This is a genomic window from Pandoraea sp. NPDC087047 (genome assembly GCF_044745225.1).
In the GTDB taxonomy this organism is placed as follows: Bacteria; Pseudomonadota; Gammaproteobacteria; order Burkholderiales; family Burkholderiaceae; genus Pandoraea.
This window is the reverse complement of record NZ_JBIUZU010000022.1, coordinates 17,601-30,018: the sequence shown is the minus strand read 5'-3', so window position 1 is coordinate 30,018 and position 12,418 is coordinate 17,601. Positions and strand designations below refer to the sequence as shown.

The following is a 12,418-nucleotide window of genomic DNA, read 5'->3' as shown; positions in this document are numbered from 1 at the left end:
ACCCCCCGGATCATGGTTACGACTGGGGGCGGGAATCATGCCGGGCCTGGCTGGCCAAAACCTCGATTATCGAGGTGCGAACATAGTAACGGGGGGGCGTGCAACTGAGTTGCAAAAACAAAGCGTCCGCCGTATCATCGCGCAATATTGCAACTCTGTTGCATTAAATCGGCTATGGACGGTGCAGCGACGGTGAGCGAACGCGAAGCGCGGATCTCGCCCAGCGCTGACGCCGAACGCCCGCCACGCGATGTCCGGTGATCGACTGGCATCGCCACGAATGCGCGCCGACGCGCCTGCGATGGCGTGACGCCGCGCCGGTCCCCCCGACGGCGCGCGCCAACGGCGTCACGATCCGCTGTACCGGCATCCCAGGCGCCGGTGTGGCGGGACCATCCCCCTGGGGTGTCCGTCGGCGCGCATCCTTCGGGGGGCGTGCACACATGCCTTGCCTGCCCCCAAGAACACAGGACTTTGTTGTCATGACTCACCCTCTGCCCCCATCCGGCGACGCCGACCGTCGTCTGCCCGTCACCGTGCTTTCCGGTTTTCTCGGCGCAGGCAAAACCACCCTGCTCAATCACGTGCTGCGCAATCGCGACGGCCTGCGCGTTGCCGTGCTCGTGAACGACATGAGCGAAGTCAACATCGACGCCTCGTTCGTCGAGCGCGGCGCGATCAATGCCGGTGCGGCGCTCTCGCGCACTGAAGAGCGTCTCGTCGAGATGAGCAACGGCTGTATCTGCTGCACGTTGCGTGAGGACTTGCTGATTGCCGTGCGCGAGCTCGCGCAGGACGGCCGTTTCGACTATCTGCTCATCGAATCGACCGGCATTGCCGAGCCGATGCCGGTGGCCGCCACGTTCGAATTCCGCGACGAAGCCGGGCAATCGCTCGCGGACGTCGCGCGTCTGGACACGATGGTGACGGTCGTCGACGCGCTGCACGTGCTCGAGGACTTCAACGGGCTCGATACGCTCGCGCAGCGCGGCGAAATCGCCGGTGAGGAAGACGAGCGTCGTCTGGCCGAGTTGCTGACCGAGCAGATCGAGTTCGCGGATGTCGTCGTGGTGAGCAAGGTGGATTGCGTGGACGCGGCGCAACTCGACGCCGTCAAGGCGCTGATTACCGGTTTGAATCCGTCGGCCCGAATCGTGCTCGGCGAGCGCGGGCAGGTGCCGCTCACCGAAGTGCTTGGCACGAAGCTGTTCGATCCGGATCGCGCGGAGCAGATGGCGGGATGGGCGCAGGCGCTCGCGGGCGAACACGACGCCGAGTCCGAGACTTACGGCGTGTCGAGCTTTGTGCTGCGCCACCGCGAGCCGATGCATCCGGCGCGTTTTGCTTCGTTCATGTCGATGCCGTTCGACGGCCTGATCCGGGCGAAGGGCTACGTCTGGGCCGCGAATCGTCCGGCATGGGCGCTGGCGTACTCTCGCGCTGGCAACACGGCAACGCTGGAGGCGATCGGTCAGTGGTGGGCGGCGGCCGATCCGGAACAGTGGCCGCCCGAAGGCGATCCGCAGCGCGTGGCCATCGAGGCGAATTGGGAAGCGCCGTGGGGCGACCGTATCAACGAAGTGGTGTTCATCGGCCGCGATCTGGACCGCGATGCCATCGAAAAGGCGTTCAAGGCCTGCCGTCTGAGCGCTGTCGAAATCTCGCAGGGTGACGTTGCATGGCGTGGCGACGAGCATGCGTTGCCGCTGGAAATGGCGGACGAGGGCGCATGAGTCGTGCAAGTACGCCGCGGGCTGGGCGCACTGAGACGGCTGAAGACGGGCGTGCACGGAAGCGAACGGCGGCACGCCCCTCGCGCACGCAGACAGTCCCCGAGACGCGTGCGCAATTCACGCTCACGCGTAGCTTCCTGTTCGAAGCGGCGCATACGTTGGTCCGGCGCGATATCGATCCGCCGGGCATTGACGCGAGCCGTCGTATTCACGGGCACAGTTACCGTGCAACGGTCGAGGTGACGGGCAGGCCGTCCGGCGAGACCGGCATGGTGCTCGATCTTGCGCAATTCGACGTCGAACTGACCCGCGTGAGCCAGCGGCTCGATCATCGTCTGCTCGACGATGTCGCGGGGCTCGGCCCGGCCACGCTGGAGAATCTGTGCGCGTTCATCTGGCGTGCACTGGCCCCGCATCTGACGGGATTGTCGCGCGTGACCGTCAGTCGAGACTCGCGCGGCGACGCCTGTTCGCTCACGATGCGCGACGTGTGAATCGTCGTGCCGGTGTTGCCGTCACGTAAGAAAAAACGGCCGGCACCGTGAGGTACCGGCCGAGTGGACACCGAGGGAAGGCGGCGTCCGAGGTGCGGCGCACGGCGGGAAGCCTGCCGTACGCGGCATCTACCTTTCGTCGCTCCCGATGGCGCCGGGGCGCGGCGGATCGCCTTAGAAATCAGGCGTTTCCACCGGACGCAGATCGAACACCAGCACTTCCGCATCGGTGCCATGCGAGAGCGTGAGCGCGGTTTCGTCGCGCACACGCACGCCGTCGCCTTCACTCAGCGCCACACCGTTCACACTTACGCTGCCGCGTGCGACATGCACGTAGGCGTAGCGGTTCGGTGCGAGCGTCAGTGTGGCCGATTCGTCACCGTCGAACAGTCCGGCGTACACGCGAGCATCCTGATGGATGTGCAGCGAGTTGTCGCTGCCGTCCGGCGAGATGATCAGACGCAGCCGACCGCGCTTTTCTTCCGGCGTGAAGCGTTGTTGCTGATACGCTGGCGTGATACCTGTCTGATTCGGCACGATCCAGATTTGCAGGAAGTGCACGGCGGCGGTGGGCGAGTGATTGAACTCGCTGTGCGCTACGCCGCGCCCTGCGCTCATCAACTGCACGTCGCCCGGCTCGATCACCGATCCCGTGCCCATGGTGTCCTTGTGTTCGAGCGCGCCTTCGAGCACGTACGAAAAAATCTCCATGTCGCGGTGCGGATGCTTGCCGAAGCCCTGTGCCGGTGCCACGCGGTCGTCGTTGATGACCAGCAGATCGGAAAAGCCGACCTGCTTCGGGTCGTAATAATTCGCGAACGAGAACGTGTGGCGCGAGCTCAGCCAGCCGTGGTTGGCAACGCCTCGATCTCCCGCCTTTCTGATGTCCAGCATGATGGGCTCCTGTGTCTTCATCGTTTCGTGAGGAGGCTTTGATTGGCCTCGATGAATGACATTTTAGAGTCCCCTACGGGAACTACAATCCATCTGCGTTGTGAATGATTGTCCTGAAAAAGGTGACAATTGGCTTCGGCAAGCCTGACGTGTTTTCCGGCCGCGGCACGGAAGATTCTTATGGCACGGGGTACAAAAGGCCGAAAGCGCCGGTGAGGGCGCGCGTGCCGGGGCTCGATGTGCGAGACTACGAGCCTTCTTTCGAAAGGCCAGCCGGCCGGCCAGCGAGATGGCTGGCACGGTCTGCAAGCCCGCGGTGACTTCACGCTCATGAGGCGTGCGGGGCCGCGCAATCGTTCGATCCATCGCCTACTGGAGCATCGCCATGAGTCGCAGTTACGCATTCCGTATCGTCAATGTCTTCGCCGAATCCACGTTCGGCGGCAATCCGTTGTGCGTGTTCGAAGATGCGCGCGGCCTGAGCGACGACGAAATGCGCTTGCTGGCGCGTCAGTTCAACCTGTCCGAGACGACGTTCATTTTTCCCTCGGAGACGGCCGACGCCCATGTGCGGATCTTCACGCCCGGTTACGAGATGCGCTTCGCCGGGCACCCGACGCTGGGCACTGCCCACGTGCTGCGCGCCATGCGCGATCTTGGCGAGAACGTCACGTTGCAGTTCGCGGCCGGTCTGGTGCCGGTGCAGGCGAAGGGCGATCACTGGACGCTGACTGCCCCGGCGTCCGGCGAACCGAAGATCAAAAAGGCCCAGGAGGCGGATGCGGACATCGCGGCACTCGTGCGACTGAGCCGCGACGATCTTGCGCAAGCGCCGCAATGGGTCGACACGGGGGCCGACCAACTGCTGATTCCGCTGCGCAATGCCGACGCCGTCGCACGTGCCCAGCCCGACAGCGCACGACTTGAGCGCTGGCCGCTGTCCAGCCTCGAGCGCAAGACAGGTTACGTGTTTTCCATCGACGGCCAGACGGGCGACGAGTTGCAGGTCACGGCCCGCTATTTCTTTACGACGCAGGGCGGCGGCGTGAGCGAAGACCCGGGCACGGGCTCGGCTTGCGCCAATCTGGGCGGCTGGCTGATCGGGCAGGGATACCCGCTGCCGGTGCGCGCGCGCGTGTCGCAGGGCGACGCCATCGAGCGCCCGTGCCGTCTGACGCTCGAAGTCACGGCGAATCGCGAGATTCGTGTGGGCGGGAATGTGATCGAGCTCGCGCGCGGCGAGGTGTGCCTGTAAGGCGCCGGGGGACGACAGCCGTATGTACGCATTGGCCGCACCGGTTGAAACCGAACTGGATATCAGGAAGAGCCGGTTTATCGGCATCGTCATGCCCGTCACGTCGCGCGAGGCGGCCATGCGCGAACTCGATGCGTTGCGCGTGCGCTATCCCAACGCCACGCACTACTGCTGGGTGTTGTTGTGCGAGGGGGCGTCGGGGTTCGACGACGATGGCGAACCGGGGGGTACCGCCGCCAAGCCGATGTACAACGTGCTCATGCACAAGGGACTGGCGAACGTGTTCGCGGTGGTCGTGCGTTATTACGGTGGTATCAAACTTGGGGCGGGCGGACTGACCCGGGCCTACGGACAGGCGGTGAGTGAAGCGCTCAAGCTGGCGACGCTCACCGCTGTCGAACCGATGGCCGAGCCGCGTTATCGCTGCACATTCGCGCACGAGGCGACGCTGCGCCGGCTGGCGGAGCGTCACAGCGCCGAGGTGCTCGACGCCGCCTACGACGACGCCGTTACGCTGAAGCTTCGGCTGAAAGTGCGCGATGTGCCGGCGTTCGAGGCCGATGCAACGGAAGCCCTCAGCGGTGGCCTCGAACGGTGTGACGATTGACGATGGTATGACCGCGGCGACGGCATGAGATTGCCACGAGCAAGGCTGCCGGTGTCGTCTGCGCGGGTCATGCACCCGCATCACCCGCATCACCCGCATCACCCGCATCACCCGCATCACCCGCGCCACCCGTAACAATGGCGCGCCCGATGGGGCCGGCTGAAGGCCCACCCCATGCTCGAATCAGCGCACGTTGATCACGCCGCGCATGCCGGCTTCGAAGTGCCCCGGCTCCAGGCAGGCGAATTCCACCGTGCCGGCCTGCGTGAAGTGCCACACGAGCGTCTTGCGCTGGCCGGGATCGACCGTCACCGCGTTCGCCTCGGTATGCGTCATGCCCGGCATCTGCTGCATCATCTTGGCGTGCTCCGCGAGCGACGCGGACGTGCCCAGCGTCAGTTCGTGACGCACCTTGCCGCTGTTCGTGACGACGAAGCGCACCGTGTCGCCGCGCTTCACGGTCAGCGTGGCGGGCGAGAAGCGCATCGTGTCGCGCATGTCGACGTCGACCGTGCGCGTGGCCTGTGCGTCTTGTCCGGGCTCACCGATGGCGGCGGCCTCGCCGGCGCCATGGCTGTGCTGCATATGCGTCGCGTGCGGATCGTCGGCAAATGCCGGCGTGGCGAGCGCCAGCGAGGCGGCACCGAGCATGAGCGGCACGGCCACGGAACGGTTGAACAGCGAAGTAAGACGTGAACGAATCATGATTTGACTCCGGTTTTGCCTGCGCTAGCGGGCTGACGATGGGGAGAGGGTAACGCTGAACTACTGCCTTGCCACGGGCTCGCGACGCTGCCGAGTGGCGCGCGACGGTGCCGTTGCGTTCGCACCATGACCGTGCGGCGCTTCGCGGGTGTCGTGAGACGTGCGCTCTGGTCGAACGAAAGTGTGCCCGTCATTGCGAGCCTGCGTGCATGCTGCGGCCGGCGTGTCCCGCATGCGGGTTGGACGGGGCGTCCGGTGCCGCGGGGTCGTCGGCAGCGAGCCGTGTCGTCGCGCGCATTGTTGCGTCCAACGTCGTGCCCATCGGCGTGAGCGTTGGCGGACTGATCGTGGCGCTTTCCGCGCCGATGGCAGGCGCAGATCCCGCGACCCACAGCGATAGCACGACCGGCACGCAACAGGCGGGCCGTCGTAAGCAAAGAAACGTCATCGAAAGACTCGTCGAGCTGGCGACGGCGGAGGAGGTACCGCGATCAGGCAAATGTTGCGCGGGCAATCCGGCGTCGCACGTTCATCGGGCAGACGGACTCGCGGCGCGCGCGACAGGCGAACACAGGCCGGTCGCGGGACAGTGCGTAGAGTCAGTCCTGCGGGGAACGAAGACGGCGGTATCCGGCACGGACGTGCGCGGCATCAGCGACTGCCGCAGCAATGTCCGGCCCGATACGGGGCCGTCAGACGGCGTGGGTTTTCGGAGGGCGTTCGAGAACGGCAACGATGGCGCTGGTGGCCGTCGTGTGCAGGAACGGGATGGCGGTGGACGGCTGGGCGTCCGGCAAGCGAAGCACGACGCTCGGCGGGAGCGCAGTGCAAACGACGCACGCTGCGCAGGCCGAGCAACTGGCGTGATGGTTGTGCGCCCCCTGCGACGAAGTGGCGGCAGCGGCGCTGTCGCTGGCCATGTCGGCGGCGAGCGGGCCATCGTCACCATGATGGTGCATGCCTGGCATCGCATCGCTGTCGCCCATCGTCATCGCGTGATGCATGGCCATCATGGCCGAGGCGTCACCGCTCAGCGTGGCCGCGGCAGTCTGCACCGGAGCCGCGGACGTTCCCGGCGCGCAATGCGTGCGCAGCGCAGCCATGGCCTGCAACGGCATGGTTACGCATAACAGCAACAGCACGAGGAGTTTGCGCCAGCGATTCATGCTGCGCAGTCTAGCATCGCGTATGCACCGCTCGCAAATCGACGGACGGTGCACGATAGTGAGCCTCGACACCGCGATGCGTGGCATGCCCGTCAATGCTCGAACAGATGGAAGGCGTCGAAGTGCGTGCGCCGTTTCGACAGCGCCACGAGATTGACGATACACACGACCGCGACCAGCACGAAGAGCGGGGCCGAGACCTCGATCGTGTCGCGTGCAAGCATCGAGATGAGGATGAGCACGACCATGACCGTGAGCAGCACCCGATGCAGCCACGCGGCGAGTCGCAGATGTCGCTCGGATTGCGCGACGAGCACCACGAGCGAGACGTAGAACGGGGCTGCGATCACTGCCAGCACGCAACACGCGAGCAGCACGCCAAGCACGCTGGCGAGCAACGGGTGCCCGTCGGTGGCGCTCGATTGCACACCGACCACGGTGGCGGCGGCGAGGTAGAGCAGCATCAAACCATCCAGAACGATCGCGAGTCGGTTCATGACATCTCTCCGGCGAATAAGGGGCGGAGGTGATATCGCCCCGCGCAATGCGACGGGGGCCGGTGGCAGTCAAACAGTCGGGTTGGGGGCTGGCATTTGCCGGCGCAGTGAAACGGTTGCCGACGGCACGCCAGACTAGCCGCGCCACACGATATTGCTATGACAGCGGCCGGCGGAGCGAGTGCCCCCGTCAGCGCGGCGGTGCGGGTGCGGCCGATGGACGCGGTGTGCCGTCCGCAACCGATGCAGTGGGTGTGGCCAGTGCGGTCGATGCCGTCGGTGCTGCCGATGGGGCCGGCGCGACCAATCCGGCCGATCCCGCCAATGCGCCCTGCGGCATCAAACCCAGCCAGCACGCGGCCGCATCGATGCCTGATGAACTCGGCGCCACCTGGATGCGATAGATCGAGACGTTGCCGCCGTCGTCGGTGCAGAACAGGTCGCGCTCCAGATCGGCCACGACGTCGAGCCGTTGCTGAAGGCGATAAAAGCCCAGGGGCGTGAGGTCCTGCACGAGTGCTGCGAGGGTTTCGGGATAGAGGAACAGACGGGACGGCCAATGGCCGTGCCGAAGGTGAAATTTCTCAAGAGCACCGAGCACGTGCGCGAGCGTACCGCCATGACCGCGGACGAAGTCGATCAGGTGCGACGTGTCATACCCGCTGGTATTCACGATCCCTCCGTTGACATCCCGAAGGTGAGTGCCCGGTAACTATTGATCTTGTGATTCGATGGTTGCAGAGCGGCGCGGCAGGCGAAATCCGCACTTTCGCTTAGTCCGTCGGCATGAGGTGTCGCGGCGGTGCGCTCGCAAGCGTTGGCGGCATCGGAGACATTGCGCCCAAATAGAAACCGGCGGGCTAAGCCGCCGGTTGAGGCCCCATCGGGGCATCGCCAGCCGCGTGTACCGGCGCGGCGTGGTATGGGCCAAGGAGACTTGGCGCCAGCGGGTATTGCCGTCATGCATCGAACCGCCATTGGTTCTCGGCCGTGCCCATGCAGCTTCGCTGCGCTTTGAGTATAGGTCGCGCGCGGCACACATGGATCGGCTTTTTGGATGAGGCGGGCGCGGGCTCGCCGAGAGAATCGTCCGGCGAGAACTATCAGGCCCGAATGCACTCGAATTGGCGCACGATTTCCTTTGTGACCGTGGTTTCGTCCGCGCGAACTTTGCGTTCTAATGACACCATTCCCGGCGATATCGCAGCGTGGCGCGGCCCCGCACGGCAACCCTACTGCTCGCCGCCGCACCCCAGTCAAACATTCCAATAATGGCAATGAATTCTCTACAACGATGGGCCCTGCTGGCTAGCCTGTGCGCAGCGCAGTCGGCCTTCGCCGCCGACCAGTGCGAGGGCATCCTCATGCTGGCCAAGAGCGCGCAGAGCGGCTTTGAAGACATCACCGGCCCGCTCGCGGCCAAGAACGATCGCGGCGAAAGCTATCAGGCGACGTATTCGGTGCCGGGTGGCGACTGCAAGGTCTTCCGCGCAACGGGACTCGCGCCGACCTACGAGTGCATCTGGGACTACCAGAAGATCACGCCAATGGATCTGCGCAACCAGGCGCAGCGGTTTGCCTCCGACGTCTCGCGCTGCACCCGCGGCGTGACCACGATGCGCACGACCACGACGAACCCGGCCGGACTGCCCGCCGAATGGCAGAGCGCGAGCAGGAAGTACCCGCGTCCGGTCAATTTCACCGTGACGGCGCAGGATCTGGTGACGCCGCGCGGCGACCGTATGCGCGAGATCTCGCTGTCCGTCGAAAAGCAGGTCGGCCAGTAAGAGGCCCCGCGCAGGTTGGGGCTCGTTCAGCCCCGTCCGGCATGGCTTTGTGCGCATCGACGGGGAGGCACGCCCTCGCGTTCGTCGCCCGGTTACAAACGGTTGCAGACCGCACCGCGCATTAACATTTTTTCAGTCGACGCTCGTTCGGCTGCCCCGGTACAGTCATCCTTGAGGCGTATGGCGCACATGCCACCCGCAAGTGTCTGCGGCGCCTCGTGCCAACCGGCCCCACCTTAGTGGCCGGCCGATGTGGCTGAACCGAAATGAGTGCCCGACTTCGCTGCTGCTTCCTGTTACTGCTGGTGTGTGCCTACCCTGCCTGGGCCGAGGGCGGACGTGGGCGTGACATGCTGGACGTGAACAAGGCGTCGCTGCGCGAAGACATCAGCCGTTTCAATGCCGATCGCGGCCGTGGGCAAGCCGCCTACCCGAACTGGGCCGCGCCGGCTGAGCCCCGCGAGCGCCAGTTCACACCGCAAGGGCAGCCGCGGGGCCAACGCGGTGGTCAGGGCGGACGTGGCAACCGCTGATTTCACCCCCGCACTTCCCGACGCCACCGTTCTCCGGCTCACCGGTCGGCCATCGCCGATGCATCAGTGATGCATCGCGCGCGCATCGTTCACGCCTGGCCAACTCCCCCTCGCTGCGCTCTCCCGACACGTAGTCTCTGAGCGCCGGCGTCATTCTTTTTTTTCCGAACACCCACGCCCACTGCACCGAATGTTGCACATGTGCAACATTGGATGCACGCCTCTATGCGCAAAGGCATCTGCAAGTCGCGTTTGATCGATGCCCATTATTCGCGCATATCACCATGAATGTGAGCCTTTCCTAACCCCGCAATATGCGGGCTATATCGATCTCGTTATACCGGGATTAACCGTGGCACGGGTGGTCGTCCGATTTTTGTCTCCCCACCATTTCCGGGCCATCTCGTGTGGCGCAACTGTCCTCGCCGTTCCGGTCTTTCTGCGCATGGCGGGGCTGTGCGAGAATCACGGCCGTTTTATCAGGGAGGCGCTTCTCAAACGGGCGCCGGCAGGTCCCGTGCAAGGCGGGAACAGGCACACAAAATACATAAACCAAGGAGAAGTCAATGAAGCGCAGCATGGCCAAGGGCATTGGCGGGGCACTCGTATTGGGCGCGTGCGTGAGCGCACCGGCATTCGCACAGTCGAACGTCACGCTGTACGGTCAGGTCGACGCCTGGGTGGGCGCCACCAAGAATCCAGGGGGCGATCGCGCCTGGACGCAGGGCGGCGGCGGCATGTCGACGTCGTACTGGGGCATGAAGGGTAACGAAGATCTCGGCGGCGGCCTGAAGGCCGTGTTCGTGCTCGAAGACTTCTTCCGTCCGCAGACCGGTCAGTACGGCCGTTTCCAGGGCGACTCGATGTTCTCGCGCAACGCCTACGTCGGGTTGCAGTCGGACACCGCCGGTACCGTCACGATCGGCCGTCTGACCACGTCGTATTTCGTCTCGACGATTCTGTTCAACCCGTTCGTCGATTCGTACACCTTCAGCCCGATGGTGTTCCACACCTTCATCGGCCAGGCGGGTCAGGGCATCGTGGGCGACTCCGGCTGGAGCAACGCCGTGATGTACACGACGCCGAACTTCAAGGGTCTCTCGGGTAGCGTGTCGTACGCCTTTGGCAACAAGGCGGGCGAGACGGGGCAGAACAAGTGGAGCGCGTCGGCGCTGTATTTCAACGGCCCGTTCGCGGCGACCGTCGCTTATCAGCAGGTCAAGTTCGACTCGGCACCGGACGACCTCGCCGGCATGGCAGGTTTTCGCAGCCAGCAGGCGCTGCAACTGGGCGCGACGTATGACCTCCAGGTCGTGAAGTTCTTCGGCCAGTACCAGTACATCCGCAACAACATCACCGGTGGCGGCGTGTCGGAAAACGGCGGCCAGCTCGGCGTGTCCGTGCCGCTGGGCAACGGTCAGGTGCTCGCGTCGTACGCTTACACGAAGAGCTCGGGCGCGAGCAACGTCAACCGCAAGACGTGGGCGCTCGGCTACGACTACAACCTGTCCAAGCGCACCGACATCTACGCCGCGTACATGAACGACAAGGTGAGCTCGCTCTCGGGCGGCGATACCTTCGGCGGCGGCGTTCGCATGAAGTTCTGATCGTTGCAATGCGCAAGGGCACGCGTCTTCGCGACGCGTGCCGTCGAGCATCATCGAAGGGGCAGACATCGTTGTCTGCCCCTTTTTCGCTGGGGCATCGAATGTGCCCCTAACGACGTCGGGTTAAGATCGCATGACGTTTCGCACAGCGGTTTCCTGTGTCACCGATCCAACGTGTCCGCGCTATGATTTGTGCACCGCGCAAGACGGTATTCCCGCCACCTTTCAGCACAAACGGAGCAGAGACGACATGACGATTCAACACGTGGGCATCATTGGCGCAGGCACGATGGGCAACGGCATTGCACAGGCGTGTGCGGTGGCCGGGCTGCCGGTGACGATGGTCGACATCAGCGATGCGGCCGTGCAGAAAGGCGTGGCGACGATTGCCGGCAGCCTCGATCGCCTCATCAAGAAAGACAAGCTCACCGCGGCCGACAAGGACGCCGCCCTTGCACGCATCTCGACCGCGACCGACTACGCCGCGCTCGCCACGGCCGACATCGTCATCGAAGCCGCCACCGAGAACTTCGATCTGAAGATCAAGATTCTCAAGCAGCTCGAAGGTGTGGCGAAGGACGGCGCGATCCTCGCGTCGAATACGTCGTCGATCTCGATGACCAAACTGGCCGCTGCGGTCGCGAATCCCGATCGCTTCATCGGCATGCATTTCTTCAATCCGGTGCCGCTCATGGCGCTCGTGGAGATCATTCGCGGTCTGCAAACGAGCGACGAGACGCACGCACGTGTCGACGCCCTCGCACGCCAGCTCGGCAAGTCGCCGATCACGGTGAAGAATGCGCCGGGTTTCGTCGTCAACCGGATTCTGGTGCCGATGATCAACGAAGCGTTCTTCGTGCTGGCGGAGAATCTCGCGTCGCCGGAAGAAATCGACGAAGGCATGAAGCTCGGCTGCAATCATCCGATCGGGCCGCTCGCGCTGGCCGACATGATCGGTCTGGACGTCTGCCTGTCGGTGATGAACGTCTATTACGAAGAATTCGCCGACTCGAAGTACCGTCCGTGTCCGTTGCTCAAGGAGATGGTTGCCGCCGGCTATCTGGGTCGCAAGACCGGGCGCGGCGTGTACATCTATTGACGCGGCCACGCCGCCTGAACGCTCAGGAGAACCGGCACGCA

At 64.5% G+C, this 12,418-nt stretch carries 14 protein-coding genes; 8 read left to right on the top strand and 6 right to left on the bottom strand.

Going from position 1 to position 12,418, the window contains the following annotated elements:
* Positions 1–482: 482 nt before the first annotated feature.
* Entirely contained in the window at positions 483–1,733 is a 1,251-nt protein-coding gene (locus tag ACIPHM_RS24445; protein WP_400334259.1) for a GTP-binding protein, read from the top strand.
* Entirely contained in the window at positions 1,730–2,227 is a 498-nt protein-coding gene (locus ACIPHM_RS24440; RefSeq protein WP_400334256.1) for a 6-pyruvoyl trahydropterin synthase family protein, read from the top strand. The genes ACIPHM_RS24445 and ACIPHM_RS24440 overlap by 4 nt, the downstream gene beginning before the upstream one ends.
* Before the next feature lie 174 nt (positions 2,228–2,401).
* Here the strand turns inward: ACIPHM_RS24440 and ACIPHM_RS24435 are convergent, their stop codons facing one another.
* Complete coding sequence (locus tag ACIPHM_RS24435; RefSeq protein ID WP_400334253.1) at positions 2,402–3,121, bottom strand: pirin family protein; 720 nt, start codon at positions 3,119–3,121, stop codon at positions 2,402–2,404.
* A gap of 385 nt (positions 3,122–3,506) precedes the next feature.
* Here ACIPHM_RS24435 and ACIPHM_RS24430 point away from each other — a divergent pair, with 385 nt between their 5' ends.
* Both ACIPHM_RS24430 and ACIPHM_RS24425 read left to right on the top strand, forming a co-directional pair.
* Positions 3,507–4,376, top strand: a complete 870-nt coding sequence (locus tag ACIPHM_RS24430) for a PhzF family phenazine biosynthesis protein (RefSeq protein ID WP_400334250.1) — start codon at positions 3,507–3,509, stop codon at positions 4,374–4,376.
* A gap of 22 nt (positions 4,377–4,398) precedes the next feature.
* A complete protein-coding gene (locus ACIPHM_RS24425; protein ID WP_400334247.1) occupies positions 4,399–4,983 on the top strand; it encodes an IMPACT family protein in 585 nt (194 codons plus the stop codon).
* Positions 4,984–5,166: 183 nt separating this feature from the next.
* Here the strand turns inward: ACIPHM_RS24425 and ACIPHM_RS24420 are convergent, their stop codons facing one another.
* From ACIPHM_RS24420 to ACIPHM_RS24400, 5 genes are all read right to left on the bottom strand, one after another.
* Positions 5,167–5,688: a plastocyanin/azurin family copper-binding protein gene (locus tag ACIPHM_RS24420; protein ID WP_400334243.1), complete on the bottom strand. Its 522-nt coding sequence runs from the start codon at positions 5,686–5,688 to the stop codon at positions 5,167–5,169.
* 190 nt (positions 5,689–5,878) lie between these two features.
* Positions 5,879–6,136, bottom strand: a complete 258-nt coding sequence (locus ACIPHM_RS24415) for a hypothetical protein (protein WP_400334240.1) — start codon at positions 6,134–6,136, stop codon at positions 5,879–5,881.
* A 244-nt stretch (positions 6,137–6,380) separates the two neighbouring features.
* Positions 6,381–6,854, bottom strand: coding sequence for a hypothetical protein (locus ACIPHM_RS24410; RefSeq protein ID WP_400334237.1), 474 nt, complete (start codon positions 6,852–6,854; stop codon positions 6,381–6,383).
* Between the two features lie 92 nt (positions 6,855–6,946).
* Positions 6,947–7,351 (bottom strand): hypothetical protein, encoded by a 405-nt coding sequence (locus ACIPHM_RS24405; protein WP_400334234.1) that lies wholly within the window; start codon positions 7,349–7,351, stop codon positions 6,947–6,949.
* Positions 7,352–7,541: 190 nt separating this feature from the next.
* Entirely contained in the window at positions 7,542–8,024 is a 483-nt protein-coding gene (locus ACIPHM_RS24400; RefSeq protein WP_400334231.1) for a hypothetical protein, read from the bottom strand.
* Positions 8,025–8,628: 604 nt separating this feature from the next.
* On the opposite strand from ACIPHM_RS24400, the gene ACIPHM_RS24395 reads away from it, so the two are divergent.
* The 4 genes from ACIPHM_RS24395 to ACIPHM_RS24380 all read left to right on the top strand — a co-directional run bounded on the left by ACIPHM_RS24395 (position 8,629) and on the right by ACIPHM_RS24380 (position 12,377).
* Entirely contained in the window at positions 8,629–9,138 is a 510-nt protein-coding gene (locus ACIPHM_RS24395; protein ID WP_400334228.1) for a hypothetical protein, read from the top strand.
* A gap of 266 nt (positions 9,139–9,404) precedes the next feature.
* Positions 9,405–9,671, top strand: coding sequence for a hypothetical protein (locus ACIPHM_RS24390; protein WP_400334225.1), 267 nt, complete (start codon positions 9,405–9,407; stop codon positions 9,669–9,671).
* Positions 9,672–10,237: 566 nt separating this feature from the next.
* Positions 10,238–11,278 (top strand): porin, encoded by a 1,041-nt coding sequence (locus tag ACIPHM_RS24385; RefSeq protein WP_400334223.1) that lies wholly within the window; start codon positions 10,238–10,240, stop codon positions 11,276–11,278.
* 250 nt (positions 11,279–11,528) lie between these two features.
* Positions 11,529–12,377 (top strand): 3-hydroxybutyryl-CoA dehydrogenase, encoded by an 849-nt coding sequence (locus ACIPHM_RS24380; RefSeq protein WP_400334221.1) that lies wholly within the window; start codon positions 11,529–11,531, stop codon positions 12,375–12,377.
* Positions 12,378–12,418 lie beyond the last annotated feature (41 nt).